13 protein-coding genes and 1 pseudogene are annotated in these 17,783 nt (G+C 34.4%); 7 read left to right on the top strand and 7 right to left on the bottom strand.

Features of this window, described 5'->3' with window-relative positions; genetic code table 11:
* Positions 1-87 precede the first annotated feature (87 nt).
* The gene (locus NJT12_RS15000) at positions 88-1,053 is read right to left on the bottom strand and encodes an HU domain-containing protein (RefSeq protein WP_271336724.1); all 966 of its coding nucleotides are present in this window, start codon (positions 1,051-1,053) and stop codon (positions 88-90) included.
* Positions 1,054-1,310: 257 nt separating this feature from the next.
* Between NJT12_RS15000 and dprA the strand changes: the two are divergent.
* Positions 1,311-2,410: pseudogene (dprA, locus tag NJT12_RS14995) on the top strand (DNA-processing protein DprA).
* Between the two features lie 479 nt (positions 2,411-2,889).
* On the opposite strand, the gene trpS reads toward dprA, so the two are convergent.
* Together trpS and NJT12_RS14985 are read right to left on the bottom strand one after the other, a co-directional pair.
* Positions 2,890-3,864, bottom strand: a complete 975-nt coding sequence (gene trpS / locus NJT12_RS14990) for a tryptophan--tRNA ligase (RefSeq protein WP_271336723.1) — start codon at positions 3,862-3,864, stop codon at positions 2,890-2,892.
* A gap of 192 nt (positions 3,865-4,056) precedes the next feature.
* On the bottom strand, positions 4,057-4,434 hold the full coding sequence (locus NJT12_RS14985) for a GxxExxY protein (protein WP_271336722.1): 378 nt from the start codon (positions 4,432-4,434) through the stop codon (positions 4,057-4,059).
* 256 nt (positions 4,435-4,690) lie between these two features.
* On the opposite strand from NJT12_RS14985, the gene NJT12_RS14980 reads away from it, so the two are divergent.
* Positions 4,691-5,470, top strand: coding sequence for a lysophospholipid acyltransferase family protein (locus NJT12_RS14980; RefSeq protein ID WP_271336721.1), 780 nt, complete (start codon positions 4,691-4,693; stop codon positions 5,468-5,470).
* Between the two features lie 639 nt (positions 5,471-6,109).
* On the opposite strand, the gene recA is transcribed toward NJT12_RS14980, so the two are convergent.
* The 4 genes from recA to NJT12_RS14960 form a co-directional block, all read right to left on the bottom strand.
* Positions 6,110-7,117: a recombinase RecA gene (gene recA / locus NJT12_RS14975; RefSeq protein ID WP_271336747.1), complete on the bottom strand. Its 1,008-nt coding sequence runs from the start codon at positions 7,115-7,117 to the stop codon at positions 6,110-6,112.
* Positions 7,118-7,276: 159 nt separating this feature from the next.
* Entirely contained in the window at positions 7,277-7,786 is a 510-nt protein-coding gene (locus NJT12_RS14970) for an acyl-CoA thioesterase (protein WP_078006636.1), read from the bottom strand.
* A 110-nt stretch (positions 7,787-7,896) separates the two neighbouring features.
* Complete coding sequence (locus NJT12_RS14965) at positions 7,897-8,283, bottom strand: DoxX family protein (RefSeq protein ID WP_271336720.1); 387 nt, start codon at positions 8,281-8,283, stop codon at positions 7,897-7,899.
* Between the two features lie 7 nt (positions 8,284-8,290).
* Positions 8,291-9,439 (bottom strand): DNA polymerase III subunit, encoded by a 1,149-nt coding sequence (locus tag NJT12_RS14960; protein ID WP_271336719.1) that lies wholly within the window; start codon positions 9,437-9,439, stop codon positions 8,291-8,293.
* 431 nt (positions 9,440-9,870) lie between these two features.
* Here NJT12_RS14960 and NJT12_RS14955 point away from each other — a divergent pair, with 431 nt between their 5' ends.
* From NJT12_RS14955 to NJT12_RS14935, 5 genes are all read left to right on the top strand, one after another.
* Positions 9,871-10,323 (top strand): hypothetical protein, encoded by a 453-nt coding sequence (locus NJT12_RS14955; protein WP_072957537.1) that lies wholly within the window; start codon positions 9,871-9,873, stop codon positions 10,321-10,323.
* Positions 10,324-10,503: 180 nt separating this feature from the next.
* A complete protein-coding gene (locus NJT12_RS14950; RefSeq protein WP_271336718.1) occupies positions 10,504-11,796 on the top strand; it encodes a hypothetical protein in 1,293 nt (430 codons plus the stop codon).
* A gap of 102 nt (positions 11,797-11,898) precedes the next feature.
* Positions 11,899-12,318 (top strand): hypothetical protein, encoded by a 420-nt coding sequence (locus tag NJT12_RS14945; RefSeq protein WP_271336717.1) that lies wholly within the window; start codon positions 11,899-11,901, stop codon positions 12,316-12,318.
* Positions 12,315-13,766 (top strand): gliding motility protein SprC, encoded by a 1,452-nt coding sequence (sprC, locus tag NJT12_RS14940; RefSeq protein ID WP_271336716.1) that lies wholly within the window; start codon positions 12,315-12,317, stop codon positions 13,764-13,766. The genes NJT12_RS14945 and sprC overlap by 4 nt, the downstream gene beginning before the upstream one ends.
* A gap of 1 nt (position 13,767) precedes the next feature.
* Positions 13,768-17,760: a PorP/SprF family type IX secretion system membrane protein gene (locus NJT12_RS14935; protein ID WP_271336715.1), complete on the top strand. Its 3,993-nt coding sequence runs from the start codon at positions 13,768-13,770 to the stop codon at positions 17,758-17,760.
* Positions 17,761-17,783 lie beyond the last annotated feature (23 nt).

Raw genomic sequence — 17,783 nt, 5'->3', positions numbered from 1 at the left:
ATTGTATAAGTCTGGCCTGGTAAGGTTTTTTTAAAGATAAAATAGGACAAAAAAAATCCTATTCGGTTTGAATAGGATTTCTTATAATTATAAATTTTCGATTAGGATCCAGGCTTCTGGATTTTCACCTTTTTGTATATCTTTTTGTGCTTTTTGTGCCTCAGACATCGTAGCATAACTTCCGTATAGAACCGGGAATAAGCCATGTTTGTTTTCGCTTAACATTCTCGCACTAAAACCATCTTTAATAAGTTGATTATAAGCTTTTCTTGCATTTTGTTCACTTCTGTAAGCTCCTGCCATAATGTGGTAAGGCATTACTTTTTCTTCTGCGTTTTCTACTTTTGCAGAATCAATTGAAAGCGTTACGGCCGGTAATGGGCTTTGAATAAAAAATGTAGCTTCCTGTATCTTGTTTTGTACTTTTTTCTGTACAGCGCTTTCTACAATAAGTGTTTTGGCATCTATTTGATTTTGGTACAAAGGGTATCCAATACTTCCTGTAATTCCTAGTCCCAGAATGAAAATGGCAGCATATTTTAAGAATGAATTAGATGATTTTCCATCTTCTTCCTCAAATAAAGCGATAGGTTCTCTCTCTTGGATTTCCTGTATTTTTTTCTCGAAAAGTTCTTTTTTCACAACTGGTGAAACAAATGGGCTTAAACCAAAAGAACTCGCTAGATAATTTGTTTGATCGTTAGGAGTGAAGATTATATTTTTCTCCGCGTTAAGACGCATTTCTCCAATATTTTTAAGACTTATAACGCCATTTTCTTCCAGCGTTTTTTTCCAACTTATCACTTCAAAAGCAATAGCACTTACTGCAAAACCATATGATGTTTTTTCTGCATTAGCGATATGATTTGCTAATAGTCCATCATTATTTTTTAGATGGCTATTAAAAGAGATTGATTTTTTGGGTGGAAAAAACGAATTTGTATTTTCATTCAGCTGAGCCGAGTGAATTTCTGTTAAAAATGCTCCAAACCCTGGAACCGTTACACACTGATAACGATACAATAACTGTGCTATATAGTTTTCGATTTTCATAGTAACAAAGTTATGCAACGAATATAGTTATCAAAATTTTATTCACAATTTTTATTAACAATTCGAGTATTTTTACAAACCATTATTTAACAGTAAGTTATCATAAAAACTGTTTTAGGTTAAAGTAGTATAATATCTTTAATTTTTTATTTTTTGAAAGAATTTACTTCTAATTTGTATCTTTGCCTTTCTTAGAATTGGAATTAAAATTCGTTTTATAAAGATATTTTTCGCCGCCATTTAATTGTATACAATCCATGTCAGATCAAGATTTATTTTATTTATTAGCCTTATTAAAAGTGGAAGGTGTTGGAGATATAATGGCCAAAAAATTGCTGACACACTGTGGTAATGCCGAAACCATTTTTAAAACTAAGATGAATCAAATTGCTGCAATTGATGGGGTTGGAGCTGTATTACTCAAAAATTTCAAGGATAAATCTGTTTTTGAGAAAGCAAATCTGGAACTTGAATTTATCAAATCGAATAACATAAAAGTTTCTTTTTTTCAGGATGAAAATTACCCGGAACGACTGAAACATTGTATTGATTCTCCGGTTTTAATTTTTTCTGCAGGAAATATAAATTTAAAAAACAAAAAAATAATAAGTATTGTTGGGACACGCCAAATTACATCTTATGGAATGGAGTTCTGCAAGAAATTAATCGAAGATTTGTCGCCGCTTGATCCCGTTATAGTAAGTGGTTTTGCTTATGGAGTAGATATTGTGGCACATCAGTTAGCGATGGATTATAATTTGCAGACCATTGGAGTTTTGGCTCATGTTTTAAATCAAATTTATCCTAAAACACATAAAAATATGTTGCCAAGATAGAAGAAAATGGTGGATTTATTACTGAGTTTTGGAGTTCGTCAAATCCTGATAAGGAAAATTTTGTGCGTAGAAATCGCATTGTTGCAGGCATGACAGAGGCTACTATTGTAATTGAATCTGCAGACAGAGGTGGTTCGTTGATTACCGCAAACCTGGCTAATGATTATAATCGGGATGTTTTTGCAGTTCCGGGACGTGTTACAGACAAGTTCAGTCAGGGCTGTAATAACCTTATTAAGACTCAAAAAGCGAATGTACTGACAAGTGCTGCCGATTTGATTTATATATTGAATTGGGATATTGAAAATAAAACAAAACCTATCCAGAAACAGTTATTTGTAGAGCTTGAACCTGATGAACAAAAAGTATATGATTTTCTTCTAAAAAACGGAAAAGAATTACTGGATACTATAGCGTTAAAATGTGATTTTCCTATTTATAGAATCTCCGGCTTATTATTGAATATGGAGCTTAAAGGCTTGATCAGACCATTGCCCGGGAAATTGTTTGAAGCGATATAAAGATTTAATGTTTTCTATTTGTTTGACTTGTAAACGTTTATGCAAAACAGGATCATAGAGAAGATGCAAAAAATTAAGGGTACGATTAGTTTTTCGAAAGACATCATGTAGATGGTTACTATAATAATCTCAAAATGTGCTATAGAAATGTAATAATTTGTCTTTCGCTGAAGAAGAAATACTGCTAAATAGCCAATAATAAAAACACTTTGCGAGAGTATAAAAAAAGCGGTTAGTTTTATCTGATTCGAAAAATTATAAGCCCAGCCTACGGTTTTATTTATTGTGTACGATTTGTCATCGCCAAATAGATAACCTAATAAAAAGCCCAGTATAAAAAGGGTTATTAGGAGAGCAAACATGTATTTTGTAAATATTTTTCTCACTACTTCGATGAATCAAAAAGACTTCATTTTTAAATAAAAACGCAGTAGGTTTTATCCGGATGACCTGGGATAAAATCTACTGCGTTTAAAATATTATTTTCCAAATCCAAGTACTTCACGAACTTTTGCCAGAACGCCGTCAGCAACCACAGAAGCTTTTGCTGCACCTTTTTTAAGCAAGGCATCCACTTCGTCAAGATTATTGATGTAGTAAGTGTATTTTTCTCTTTCTGTTTTAAATTTTTCGGTAATCAATTCAAACAAAGCTTGTTTGGCGTGACCGTAACCGTAATTTCCACCCAAATAATTGGCTCTCATTTCTGCAATTTGAGTTTCACTTCCTAACAATGAATAGATCGCAAAAGCATTACAAGTATCTGGATTTTTAGGATCTTCAAGCGGTGTACTGTCCGTTTCGATACTCATAACCTGCTTACGAAGCGTTTTATCATCAACGAAAATATTAATAATATTGTTTGCTGATTTACTCATTTTTCCACCATTTGTTCCGGGAATCAATTTGCTGTCTTCCTGAATTTTAGCTTCAGGTATTACAAAAGTTTCCCCCATTTGATGATTAAAACGGGAAGCCACATCACGAGTAATTTCCAGATGCTGCAATTGGTCTTTACCAACCGGAACAAATTCAGCATCATATAATAAAATATCCGCTGCCATTAACATCGGATAAGAGAACAAACCAGCATTTACATCATCTAAACGATCTGCTTTGTCTTTGAAAGAATGGGCCAAAGTCAAACGTTGAAACGGAAAAAAGCAACTTAAATACCAGGTCAATTCAGTTGTCTGAATAACATCAGATTGTCTGTAAAAAGTAACGCGATCAATATCTAATCCAAAAGCAAGCCATGCTGCCGCTACACTAAAAGTGTTTTCGCGCAATGTTTTACCATCTTTAATTTGTGTAATCGAGTGTAAATCAGCAATAAACAAAAAAGATTCGTTTGCCGGATTATTCGATAATTCGATTGCAGGTATAATTGCTCCCAATAAATTGCCTAAGTGTGGCGTTCCAGTACTCTGAACACCAGTAAGTATTTTTGCCATTCTCGTTTTTTCTTATTACTAAACGCAAAGTTCGTTTTTTTAGAGCAAAGTGTGCAATTTTTTTTAACTTCAAAAATTATGAGTATTGTTTTTCTTTTAATAATCGGTTTTTTTACCGCAGAGTTCACAAAGTTTTTTCGCAAAGTTCACAAAGTTTTTGAGAAAGTTTTTTGAAGTTCACTAAGCTGGATCTTATAAATTATTGACAACCCTTCTAATTCCGTTTTTTAAGAGAGTTTCGTTGAAGTTTATGAGTAAACCTAGTTTGTAATTGCCAAGTTTTAAATACGTTAAAGTTTGTGCTAAGTGATTTACGGTAAGAGATTCTACGCTTTTAATTTCGATGACAAATTTGTTTTCTACCAGAATATCAATCCTGTAGCCACAATCTAATTGAACTTCTTCAAAAATTAATGGCATTGTCTTTTCTTTTTCAACTAGAAGCCCACGTTGTTTAATTTTATAGAATAAACATTCTTGATAGGCATTTTCCAGTAAGCCGGGTCCTAAAATTTTATGAATTTCAATCGCAAGTCCAATTATAATATTTGATATTTCGTTTTCTGTCATAAATTTTAAAAACAGTAAATTTAATAATTATTTTCTTATTTTTTATTGTTTTATAAAAGCAAAGTTGCCAAATTTTTTATTAGAACAAAATTTGCATACAGCTTTGTGAACTCATTATTTGCAACTAGCAGTTTACATTTCCTTCTTTCCTTTGCGAAAAAACTTTATGAACTTTGCGGAAAAAAAAGCGTACTGTATTATTTACACCATAAATTCTTTTTGTATAATTCATTTCTGTTTTCTTACATTTGAAACCATGAAAGGAATAAAGATTATTTTTTGGGTTTTATGGCGTGTTTGGTTTTATGTTTTAATGGCCATCCCGATATTGATTATGCTGCCGTTTTTACTGATTTCTATTATCTCAGAGAGTGGTTATCCCTATTTCTTTAGAATGGCCCGCATTTGGGCTAAATTTATCCTTTTTGGGATGGGTTTCTATTATAAAGTCGAACGTCAACAGAAACTGATCAAGAATAAAAGTTATATGATAGTGGCGAATCACACTTCAATGACAGATATTATGCTGATGTTGGCAGTGGTTCGAAATCCTTTCGTCTTTGTTGGAAAAAAAGAACTTTCGAAGATTCCCTTATTCGGATTTTTTTATAAAAGGACCTGTATTTTAGTAGATAGAAACTCTTCAAGAAGTAAAAATGAAGTTTTCAAAAGAGCACAAGACAGATTGAATCAGGGACTTAGTATTTGTATTTTTCCAGAAGGAGGTGTTCCTGATGACGAAACTGTTTTATTGGATGAATTTAAAGATGGTGCTTTTCGATTAGCAATTGAACACCAAATTCCAATTGTGCCAATTGTTTTTGCCGATAATAAAGAACGATTCTCTTATACTTTCATGAGTGGAAGCCCCGGAAAAATGCGCGTGAAAATATTACCTTTCGTAGAAACAAACGGATTAACAAGTGAAAATAGAAAAACACTTCGAGATGAAGTCAGACAACTGATTTATAAAGGACTATTAGAATTCAAGAAGAAGAAAGAATATAGAAGAAAGAATATAGAGGAAAGAATATAGAGGAAAGAATATAGAGGAAAGAATATAGAGGAAAGAATATAGAGGAAAGAATATAGAGGAAAGAATATAGAGGAAAGAATATAGAAGATAAAAACCCGACAAATTTTGAGAAAAATTGTCGGGTTTTCTTTTGAATTAAAATCCCCCATTTTTATTCAGTAAATACTATCTGTGAATTATTTTTTCTGAAATAAATCGCAATACTTTTTTAAATTTTAATTTGGTTTTTCTACGGTTTTTACTGTACAACACTTCTATTTTTTCTTTCATGGTTAAAAATATTAACGGTTGATAATAAAGAGTTTGGTTAAAACTCAAGTTAACGTCACAATATAATAGAGAGTAAGAAACCAAAAAGGTTGCGCTGAAAAATGTTTTTTTTTAAAGAAAATGAAATAAAAAATCCGTTAGCATAAAAACTAACGGATTTCTAGTGAATAAACAACCAAATTTATCCTAAAAAAAACTTCAGAATGGCATTATGGCTAATACCAAATCTAATGTCTGTTTAGTAGATGAAGTTAGTTTGAAATGGTTGCGTCTTTTTTATTATTATTTATGAAATAAAAAACCCGACAGATCTAAAAATCTATCGGGTTTGATGAACAATAAGCAAGTAAAATACTCGCTATTATAGTTTTAAGCGTTTGCTAATTCTTTGATATGTGCTTTAATTTTAAGTTCTAATTCATCTGCTAATTCCGGATTATCTTTGATTAAAGATTTTACAGCATCACGACCTTGTCCTAATTTTGTATCTCCGTAGCTAAACCATGATCCTGCTTTTTTAACGATTTCAAATTCAACCGCTAAATCAAGAATTTCTCCGGTTTTAGAAACTCCTTCTCCGTACATAATGTCGAATTCGGCAGTTTTAAAAGGCGGAGCCACTTTATTTTTAACCACTTTTACTTTAGTTCTGTTTCCAATAACATTGTCACCGTCTTTAATTTGTGAAGAACGACGAATATCTAAACGCACAGATGCGTAGAATTTCAATGCATTACCACCCGTTGTAGTTTCAGGATTACCAAACATTACACCAATTTTCTCTCTCAACTGGTTGATGAAGAAAACAGTACAATTTGTTTTACTGATAGTTCCGGTTAGTTTTCTTAATGCCTGTGACATTAAACGTGCGTGAAGACCCATTTTTGAATCTCCCATTTCACCTTCGATTTCACTTTTTGGAGTCAATGCAGCAACAGAGTCAATTACAACAATGTCAATTGCTCCGGAACGAATCAAATTCTCAGCAATTTCTAAAGCTTGTTCTCCATTGTCTGGTTGAGATATGATTAAGTTTTCGATATCTACACCTAATTTTTCGGCATAATTTCTATCAAAAGCATGTTCAGCATCTATAAAAGCAGCAATACCACCCGCTTTTTGAGCTTCAGCAATTGCATGTAATGTCAAAGTAGTCTTTCCAGAAGATTCCGGACCGTATATTTCGATAATTCTTCCTCTAGGGTAACCATTAACTCCAAGAGCTAAATCAACACCAAGAGAACCTGAAGAAATTGTTTCAACTTCAACGATGGCTTTGTCGCCCATTTTCATTACAGTTCCTTTTCCGTAAGTCTTATCTAGTTTATCAAGCGTAAGTTGTAGCGCTTTTAATTTGGCTTCTTTCTCTGAACTCATCTCTTTTTTTTCTTTTTCTTTCATGTAAATTTTTATAATTTATTCTCAAAAACAAACCAGAAATGATAACTTACTGATTTAGATTTGTATCAGGCTTGTAAGTTTGTAAAATTAGTTCTTTTTTTGAAGTTTAATTGTCTCAAATTGTAACAAATTGTACTATAGAAACAAAGCCTTTAATTCTGTTGCTTCTGATGGTTTTATTTTGCCCGCGAGTAATAAACTTAATTGTTTACGACGTAAAGCAGCATCAAATCGTTGTATTTCCAACTCAGTTTCCGGTGCAATTGGCGGAACTTCAACAGGTCTTCCGCTATCATCTACGGCGACAAAAGTATAAATAGCTTCGTTGGCTTTGGTTCTGCTTCCGGATTCACGGTCTTCTACCCAAACATCAATAAAAACTTCCATAGAACTTTTAAAAGATCTGGAAACCTTTGCTTCTATCGTAACTACGGCTCCAAGCGGAATAGCCCTGTTAAAAGCAACGTGATTTACAGATGCTGTAACTACAATTCGGCGTGAATGTCTGCGGGCGGCAATACTTGCTGCGCGATCCATACGGGCCAATAATTCACCTCCAAAAAGGTTATTCAAAGGATTTGTTTCGCTCGGTAAAACTAAATCGGTTAAAATAGTTAGGGATTCTGAAGGGTGTTTAGGGTTCATTTTTTTCACAGTAAAATTTTAATTCGTTGTCCGCATAAAGCAAACAAATTCTTTTTCGCCTGCTTTTAAGATTTTGATTAGAAAATCATTAAAAGCCAATGCCTATTTTTTTAATTCAGCCAATAAACCGCCATAACGGCTGGGATAAAGTAAATAACAATTGTTCTTGCGCCATCATAATCCTTAGCTAATCTTTGTCCAAATAACATCATTAACAAACAAATACAAGAGAAAACTGCTCCGTAAAAACCAAATTCACGGCCACTGTTCGTTAATAATTGTATTGCACCAACCACGCACAAAATTCCTGAAATTAATTCTAAAACTAAAAGATGGAACAAAGCTAGTGGAACTTGATTTTTTAAAGGCGTTTTGGCAAAATGCCCTTTAAGCCATTCGACATTATCTTTCCAATAAAAGATTTTTTCGTATCCTGATTGTAAGAACGTTAATGCTAAAAAAGCTAATAGTAAAATGGAGGAAACATTAGTATTCATTTGAAAATTATTTTTTATGAATTAAACGAGTCAGTTTTATAGATAAATCGGTCAAAATTATTTTAGCATTTCCATTTCTTTCAATGTGATACAGGGCATCTGAAAGCTCCTTGAAAATTTCGTGAATATTATTGCCGTTTACAAAAGGGGCAAAATTTTCCAGTTTAAATTTTTCGACTTTAGGTTCTATATAAACTAAAGCAGGTGCCTCATAATTGAGTAAAAGTGCCTGACGAAACATTTCGATACAAAATTGTATGAATTTTTTCTGGCTTTCACGGCCCAGACCTGCAATTTCTTCACTCCAGGATATTAAGTCCTGAATTGCAGCTGCATTTCCTTTGGCTCTAAAAGCGGCACGAACCCAATTAACAAACCATTGTTCAAAAGGATATTCAGAATCGTCTTCTTTTAAAAGATGTAATGCTTTACTGAAATTTCCCTGTGCCTGATGTGCTATTTTTTTAGCTAAGTTCGAATCTGTATTTTCTTGGGAAACTAATGCTTCAGCAATTACTTTTTCGGGTAAGCCGTTAAAGTGAATAACCTGACAACGAGAACGTATCGTTTGTATTATGTCTTCTTCATTTTCAGAAATCAGTATAAATATTGTTTTATCTGATGGTTCTTCTAATAATTTTAAAAGCTTATTTGAGGCGGCGATATTCATTTTATCAGCCATCCAGATAATCATTATTTTGTAACCGCCTTCGTATGATTTTAACGAGAGTGATTTTAAAACTTCTGTTGCATCTTCGACGCGAATTTCACCTTGTTTGTTTTGTACGCCTAAAATTTTGTACCAGTCAAATAAACCTCCATAAGGCATTTCCTGAATAAATGTGCGCCAGTCCTGAATGAAGTCTAAACTTTTTGGTTTTGTTTTTACATCTTCAGTTGTAACTGTTGGATAAATAAAATGTAAATCGGGATGCGAGAGGTTTTGAAACTTCAAATTGCAGGAATCGTTTCCGTTTGAGTTTTCATCTCCTGTATTGTTACACAAAATGTATTGCGCATAAGCAATTGCCGTTGATAATGTTCCACTTCCTTCCGGCCCAATGAATAATTGTGCGTGTGGAATTCGCCCGGAAGATGCACTTTTTATCAAGTGACTTTTGATGTAATCCTGACCTAAAATTTGAGAAAATTGCATGAAGCAAAGATAGAAGAAAATGATATAGTCAAAAATTTTAGGGAAAAAGTTTATTGGCTGCTATTTATTTATGTTGGAATACAGTTTTTTTGCTTAATTTTTTGTGGTTTGTCAACGAACTTTTGTTAATAACAAGAGTAAATCGAGTAGATATCAATAGTTTTTTGTTAATAGTTTTTTCAGAAAAATGCTAAACGTAAGGTTATTTTGGTTATTAATATATAATAATTTTGATCTTTAGTAAGTAATAACTTATGGATTTTATTTTAAGATTTTTAACAAAAAAGCCGTTAAAACGCACATTTTCTCGACATAGCGCTGGTTTTTAAGGTTTTTTTAAGGTTTTTTTTTGAAAAAAGAAATCAATAAAGTTGCAATTTGAGTTAATTTATATATTTTTGTTTTCATCAATAACCTATTAATAAGAATCTATGAAAGGGAAAATTATTTTATTTAGTGCACTTTTTATATTGACAACCGGGGCGATCTCAGCTCAGGCTAAAAATGCTCCTAGAAGTATAATTAGTACAACGGCTCTTATTCGTAAATATCACGATCAAAAAGAATTGAGTGGTATGCAAAAAGGAGAACTTTTAGAATTATACATTGAGCGTATTAAAGTTTTAGTAAAAACCCTCCCTTACATTGCTTTGGTTACTAAGCCAGGAGTTACGATGGCAGACTTAGGTATTCCGGACGATAACGAACACAAAAAAGTATTAGATGCTCAGGCTGTTGGTACAAATACATTTTTAGATACAACAGTAGAGTTTCAAAGAAAAATGATGCCGTATTCTGATAAAGGAAACTTAATTGCAGCAATTTTATTTTACGAAAGCACATTAAAATCTTTACATGAGTTCAACGAATTGAACGAAATGTAATTAAAAATATATTTTATAAAACCTTTTTTGAAGTGTTTACGTAAATGGATTGATTTTACGTGGCATTTTGAGAAGAGACAAAAGCAACTCGTCCTCGATGTGTTCTGACAAAATCAGAAAACCCGAGATGAGTTTTTTACGCATACCCAAATTTATTATTAACCGTAATACCCCCTTATCATGAAAAAAATTACTCAAATGATCTGCGTTCTTTTGACAGTCACTACTATGAGTGCTCAGCAAGAGAAAGGAATTATGGGCTACAACAACTGGTTGAATAACTGGACAGAATTTAAGCCTAACAAAATTGAATATGGAGAAGCAAATCAAATCTTAGCAGGAAATATTTCTGTTAATACAAAATTGCTCAAGAGGAATATTTATGTTTTGCAAGGTAATGTTTATGTGACCAACAATGCTGTTTTAACAATTGAGCCAGGAACTTTGATTATTGGTGATTTTGAAACTAAAGGAACATTGGTAGTTACAAAAGGTGCACAACTTATTGCTGATGGTTTAGAGACTGACCCTATTGTATTTACTTCAAACCGCAGCCAGAAAAAAGCTGGAGACTGGGGTGGAGTTGTAATTCTTGGTGATGCTCCAATTAATAAATTTGGAAATATTGGTTCTTATAATTTAGATCTTGACCCGTCACTTACTACTTACGGGGGTGATAATATTGCAGCAAACTCAGGAATTTTAAGATTTGTGAGAATCGAATTTGCAGGTAAAAGAGTTAAGGGATCGGATACTTTCAACGCTTTAACTTTAGCAGGTGTTGGAAATAAAACAATACTTGAAAACATTATGGTAAGCTACGCTGGTGGTGATTCATTTGGTTTCTTGGGTGGAGATGTAAATGCAACAAAATTTGTTTCTTATAAATCTATCAACGACGATTTTAAATTTTCGCAAGGAGTTCAATGTCGTTTCTACAATTCTCTTGCAGTTAGATCTTCTTACTTCTCAAGTACTAAAGACGGATCTCGTTGTATGGAGGTAAAATCATACGAAAAGAAAAGCGAAACTGATTTTACTAAAAAACAAACATTAGTTGTTGCTACTAATATTACAATGCTTAACGACAGTGAAAACATCAATGCTGATATTCAGGCAGGTTTAGTGAAAGAAGCTGTTTATGTTGCTGAAAATGCTTCTCTTGAAATGAAAAGAAGTGTAATTTCGGGATTTAATCCGGCAGTTTTATTAGACAGTAAAACAGAAATTAACGATGCCAATCTTAAAAAAATCAAATTTGAAGAAATGTATTTTAACCTATGTAAAGGAAATATCTTTACGGAATACAATTCTAACAACGAAGATTTAGAGAGCTGGTATGGAAATAGTGTTTTCTTCAATGTCTATTCTCAAAGCAGTAACAGAGAAACATTCATTGATATCTTCAATGCAAAAAAACCAGATTTCAGACTACAACTAGGAAAAATCACTGCTTCAAGCGGAAACAGATAATAGATTTAGATTTTTATTTCAAAACGTAAATTTTATTAATAAAGTCCCCAGACACAATTTATGTATTCGTCTTAAACCGGACCAAATAAAGATCAAGACATAATGGCTCAATCAACGAAAAAATATTTTTTAAATATTATATTTTTGGTTTCACCTATTGCGTTAAGTCTATATGCACAAAGTTCAATAGAAAAGCCTACAGTTTCTATTAGCACTATTTGTGGTATGACGGCGTCAAATAACCAAAAGAATGGCACAGCTGATAATAGTAGTATTATTAGTAAATTAGAGAATTCTAATCAGTTTCTAGCAAGGCTGTCCAACCCCAAGGATAGCCTTCCTATTGCAACTGGAGAGAATGATCGGGTAACTTCAAACTGTGAAGAAAATAATTCTATATCGGCTTCATATTCACTTCTTGCAAAAGATATAATTGAAAACTATAGGTATGATTTTTCTGAAACGTTTATCGACATTTTGTTTTTTGAGAATATAGATCTGGCCCGAAAACGCACTATATGATTCAAAAAATTACCCCAAAAAATACCACATTTATTATTATTTTATTTAGCATTTTATTCTTTGCTAAATCAAATATGCATGCGCAAACAATTCTACCACAATCATTTGATGATCTTGAGAGACTTTGTGCAGGAGGTACGTTTAATGAATTTTATGCTACATTTAGTTATGTTGATTTTCCGGCAGGTACTACATTTGAGGTTGAACTTTCAGACAATTTAGGTAATTTTACCAACTCTACAATAGCGACAAAGCTTGACGTTACGGATGTGACTACTACCAAGCAAATTATAAAATTCGCGCTTCCTGTTAATCTAGTAGGTTCTGAGCTATATGGTATCAGAATCAAAAGTTCTACAGGAGTTACTAGTGTACGATATAAAAATTCGAATACTCAGGCAACTGATTTTCCTGCTTATTATAAGGTTTTTGAAGGATCATTTTCTATTAATGGAAAATCTGGTACTGCAACAATTTGTGCCGGTGGTAGTATAACTCTAAATATAGATAACGATACTCCGAGCGTTATAACATCTTCTCCTCTTAATTATCCTAATCTTAAATACAGATGGTTTAAGGATGGCGCAATTATCGCAGGACAAAGTGGTAAATCGTTAGTGGTAAATTCAGTAGGAGAATATTATGCTTTTGTTGAGTATGGAGCTTGTACAGAACCAAATATTAGTTCAAATCGTATCACTGTTACAAGTTCGTCGTCAGGATCTGCTGCAACTATTAACTCAAGTTTAGGAAACCCATTTTGCGCAAGTGCTGATGGTACTGTTCTAACGGCAACTAGTGGTAACAGCTATGCATGGAAAAAAGACGGAAAAGACTTTGGAGGTAATACCAGAACGGTTAAAGCAACTGAATCGGGAATTTATACTGTATCAATTGATTTTGGAGGGTGTAATGCTACAGGAACTATTGATCTTAAAAGTAATGGTTTTAATGCCAGTATAGATGTAGCAGATGAGTTTAAACTTGATGAAGGAGAAACTCTAAATGTTACTGTTACAACAGATGCTGCAAATCCAACTTATGAGTGGTATTTAAACAATAATCTTATTTCAGGCGCAACAACAGATTCTTATTTAGTTGCATCTATTGGTACTTATAAAGTAAAAATTTCACAATCTTCGGGTTGTATTTCTTCTAAAGAATTTATTTTTCAAGCTAAAGGAAAAGCAGGCCCGTCTTCAGTTATTCCAAACATAATTAGTCTGAGCGGCGCCAGTCCGTATTGGAATATCCCGGATGAATACAAAAATGCAAATACCAAGGTTATGATTATAAGTTCGAATGGCGATATGGTTCTTGATGTTAATAATTATCAGGGAGACTGGCCTCAAACTTCAATAAATTTTAAAAATGTAAATCCGGTATATTACTATGTCATTAAAGGCGACGCAGGTGAGAAAAAAGGATCAATAACTGTGATACGATAATATGAAGAAAATTTTACTATTCATCACTTTATTTTACGGTTTTTCAAATACACTCTATTCACAGACAGCTGAGGATGGAGTTGTTTCGTTTTCATTACCTATAAGAAATTCTTTAAAGTTCAATAGATATTTAATTAATCCTACGTTTAGTTTTGTTCGCGAAACAAATCCTTACGCTAGCTTTTATAATAAAAGACAGTGGGTACAATTTGAGAATGCACCCAATACTTATTTAGCCAATTATTCAGGTCGTTTTAGAGAAAATGAAGCCTTTGCATTTGGATTATTTCAACAGAATTATGGTGTAATGACCGTTTTTGGCGCAATAGGAAATTTTGCTCATAATATCGTTTTAGAACAAGACAGTAATTTAACCTTTGGTATGAACGTTGGTATTTACCAAAGTGGTTTAAACAAAGGAAAAATTATATCTGATGATGCAAATCTATTAAATGGCGATTATCCTTCACACACTTTATTAACGGTTAATCCTGGTATTAACTACGGAACTGCATTTCTTGATTTTGGAGTTTCTGTAAACAACTTAATTCTTTACAATTTCGGATCCGGAATTGTAAAAGAAGATCCTGAAAGAGCCATCGAATTGCATGCTATGTATACAGGATACCTTGATAGTTATGGTTTTTTTGACAGAAGTAAATTTTCAGGAATTGTAAAGACAGAAATCAAACAAGACAAAACCGTTATTTCAGGACTTGCCATGATTGCTATTCCGCAAGGAGTTTGGGCACAGGCAGGTTATAATACATTATATGGAGTTTCTGCAGGTTTAGGTATTAATATCTCACCAAGTATAGCTATCGAATATAACTATGAAAGAGGAATGGGCAACTTTACTAATATGGGAGGTTCTCACGAATTTACAATTGCATATAGATTCAAAAGCAAAAATTATTATTACGGTGATGATGAAGAAGGTTCTTTAATAGATCCGGCGAAGCCAAAAGCAGTAATGGCTAAACCAAAAAGTGCACCAGTAACAAGAGTAAGCGGCACAGAAACTGCAAGACTTGCTGCTGAAGCTAAAGCTAAAGCAGATGCGGAAGCAATTAAAATAAGACTGGCTGCTGCAGAAAAAGTTAAGGCTGATGCCGAAGCTGCTGCAAAAGCAAAACTATTAGCAGATAATAAAGCCAAAGCAGATGCCGAAGCCTTAAAAATAAAACTGGCTGCAGATGCAAAAGCCAAGGCTGATGCAACGAGAGCACAAACAGCAACGACAAACAGAGCAGTTGCTACAGAACAAAAAACACAAGCGCAATTGACTGCAGATAAAGCGAGAGCTGATGCAGAGGCACGCAGAATAAAATTGGCTGCAGATAATAAGGCAAGAGTAGATGCCGCAGCCGCTGCAAGAGTGCAAGCCGCTGCTGCAAATAAACCAGCCGTTGTAACTCAAAAAACTCAGGCACAATTGGCGGCTGATAAGGCAAAAGCTGATGCTGAAGCATTGAGAACTAAATTAGCCGCTGATAAAGCTAAAGCTGATGCCGCGGCAGCAGCAAAAGCTAAAACTACAGCAGTTGCAGTACCACAAAAAACACAAGCTGAGTTAGCAGCTGACAAAGCGAAAGCTGACGCGGAAGCATTGAAAATTAAGCTAGCCGCAGATGCCAAAACTAAAGCCGATGCCGAAGCTGCTGCTAAAGCAAAATTAGAAGCAGATAATAAAGCGAACGCTGATGCTGAAGCATTAAAAATAAAATTAGCTGCCGATGCTAAAGCCAAAGCCGACGCTGCAGAAGCAAAACGTAAAGCAGATGCGAAAGCGAAAGCAGAAGCCGCAGATTTACAATCGATTTTAGCCGCTGATGCAAAAGCCAAAGCAGATTCAGATGCTTATCAGGCGAGATTAGCTGCTGAAGCTAAAGCTGCTGCTGCTGCTGCTGTAAAAACTAAAGCCAGTATAGATGCTGCCGCAAAAGCAAAATTAGCTGCAGATGCCAAAGCAAAAGCCGCTGAAGATGCTGCCTTAAAAGAAAAATTAGCTGCAGATGCAAAAGCTAAGGCCGATGCTGAAGCAAGAGAAGCAAGAATAGCTGCGGATACAAAAGCGAAAGCCGATGCTGAAGCTGCTGCTAGAGCAAAATTAGCTGCTGATGCAAAAGCGAAGGCAGATGCAGAAGCTTTACAGGCAAAACTCGTTGCAGATGCAAAAGCGAAAGCTGATGCTGAAGCATTGCAGGCAAAGTTAGCTGCCGATGCCAAAGCTAAAGCTGATGCAGAAGCCTTGCAGGCAAAACTAGCCGCAGACGCAAAAGCTAAAGCGGATATGGAAGCGCTACAAGCAAAACTAATTGCAGACGCAAGAGTTAAAGCAGATGCTGAAGCAACTGCAAAAGCAAAGGCCGATGCTGAAGCGAAACAATTGCAAGAAGCGGAGGAGGCACGTTTAGCTAAACTAGCTGCTGATAACAAAGCGAAAGCCGATGCTGAAGCATTACAAGCAAAATTAGCCGCAGATGCAAAAGCAAAAGCGGATGCTCAGGCTTTACAAGTAAAATTAGCTGCAGATGCAAAAGCGAAAGCGGATGCTCAAGCTTTACAAGCAAAACTAGCTGCAGATGCAAAAGCCAAAACTGATGCTCAGGTATTACAAGTAAAATTAGCCGCAGATGCAAAAGCAAAAGCCGATGCTGAAGCATTGCAAGCAAAATTAGCTGCTGATGCAAAAGCAAAAGCCGACGCTCAGGCACTTCAGGCAAAATTAGCTGCCGATGCAAAAGCGAAAGCAGATGCAGAAGCACAAGCTAAATTAGATGCTGATACAAAAGCCAAAGCCGATGCTCAGGCACTTCAGACAAAATTAGCTGCCGATGCAAAAGCGAAAGCAGATGCAGAAGCACAAGCAAAATTAGATGCTGATGCTAAAGCCAAAGCAGATATGCAGGCAGCTCAGTCCAAATTACTGGCAGACCAAAGAGCAAAAGCCGATGCAGAAGCTACCGAAAAACTAAAAGCTGAAGAAGAAATAAGACAATTGCGATTAGCAGAAGAGGCACGTGAAGCGAAACTGCTTGGTGATGCCAAAGCTAAAGCCGATGCTGAAGCGCTACAAGCTAAATTAGCCGCAGACGCACTTGCAAAAGCAGCTTCATCGCCAAAAGACGATACTGCTAAAGCTATAGAAGATTTAACACTGTCTATTGAGAGTTCAACTAAAAATCAAAAAGATTTATTATCACAGTTTAATACAACGGTGGCCAATAAACAAAGAGATTTGAATGACTTAAGAGAAGAGAATGATTTAAGCGAAAAAGGAATTTATAAAGAGCCTAAACCTTTCAAAAGCGTTGCAGCAGAAAATAGTCAGCTAGAAGCTTTAAAAGCACAACTTGCTGATGCAAATAGAATGCAAAAAGAGGAAATCGCTAAGTTGACTAATTTATATAACGAAAGACTTAAGAAATTCCCGAATAAAAATGACGCTTTAAACAAAGCATATCTGGATAAGATCAATCAATTAAAAGCGGCTCAATTAAAAATGGAGCAGGATAGTGCTGTTTTACTTTCGAATTTAGAACGTATTAAAGCAGAAACTGAAATTGAGAAAAAACGTAGAATCAAACGTGCAGCTTATGAAAATGATCAGGGAAGATATGCGCAGGACGTTGCAGCTCTTAAACGTATAAAAGAAACGACTAAAATTAGTAGTACTCCATTAACAGCAAGTGATTTTGATTTTGGTGAAGACCAATCGAATATGCAGATTATCAAGAATATTAAAAACTCTGATAATGGTTATTATTTAATTATTGCTGTTCACAACAGTGTAGAGAAACGTGATCAGTTCCTGACTAAAGCAGTTGCTGCAGGACGAACAGATGTTAATTTCTTTTATAACGTAACAACAAGTAAGTATTACATCTATTACGAGAAATTCGAAGGTTTACCAGAAGCAACTAAGGCATTAGAAGCAAAAGGAACCAAGCCATATAACGGGAAAATGGCGATCGTAAAAGTCGAGAATTAATAAAAATTAAGAGTAAAGCCGAT

The organism is Flavobacterium azizsancarii (assembly GCF_027980145.1).
GTDB classification, from domain to species: Bacteria; Bacteroidota; Bacteroidia; order Flavobacteriales; family Flavobacteriaceae; genus Flavobacterium; species Flavobacterium azizsancarii.
Note: the sequence above shows the minus strand (reverse complement) of the source record. Positions and strands in the feature narration are given on the sequence as shown.

Bases quoted from the DNA above. Each gene is read 5' to 3' on its own strand.
- NJT12_RS15000 (WP_271336724.1), bottom strand. From the start codon at position 1,053: ATGAAAATCGAAAACTATATAGCACAGTTATTGTATCGTTATCAGTGT.
- trpS (WP_271336723.1), bottom strand. From the start codon at position 3,864: ATGGCAAAAATACTTACTGGTGTTCAGAGTACTGGAACGCCACACTTA.
- NJT12_RS14985 (WP_271336722.1), bottom strand. From the start codon at position 4,434: ATGACAGAAAACGAAATATCAAATATTATAATTGGACTTGCGATTGAA.
- NJT12_RS14980 (WP_271336721.1), top strand. From the start codon at position 4,691: ATGAAAGGAATAAAGATTATTTTTTGGGTTTTATGGCGTGTTTGGTTT.
- recA (WP_271336747.1), bottom strand. From the start codon at position 7,117: ATGAGTTCAGAGAAAGAAGCCAAATTAAAAGCGCTACAACTTACGCTT.
- NJT12_RS14970 (WP_078006636.1), bottom strand. From the start codon at position 7,786: ATGAACCCTAAACACCCTTCAGAATCCCTAACTATTTTAACCGATTTA.
- NJT12_RS14965 (WP_271336720.1), bottom strand. From the start codon at position 8,283: ATGAATACTAATGTTTCCTCCATTTTACTATTAGCTTTTTTAGCATTA.
- NJT12_RS14960 (WP_271336719.1), bottom strand. From the start codon at position 9,439: ATGCAATTTTCTCAAATTTTAGGTCAGGATTACATCAAAAGTCACTTG.
- NJT12_RS14955 (WP_072957537.1), top strand. From the start codon at position 9,871: ATGAAAGGGAAAATTATTTTATTTAGTGCACTTTTTATATTGACAACC.
- NJT12_RS14950 (WP_271336718.1), top strand. From the start codon at position 10,504: ATGAAAAAAATTACTCAAATGATCTGCGTTCTTTTGACAGTCACTACT.
- NJT12_RS14945 (WP_271336717.1), top strand. From the start codon at position 11,899: ATGGCTCAATCAACGAAAAAATATTTTTTAAATATTATATTTTTGGTT.
- sprC (WP_271336716.1), top strand. From the start codon at position 12,315: ATGATTCAAAAAATTACCCCAAAAAATACCACATTTATTATTATTTTA.
- NJT12_RS14935 (WP_271336715.1), top strand. From the start codon at position 13,768: ATGAAGAAAATTTTACTATTCATCACTTTATTTTACGGTTTTTCAAAT.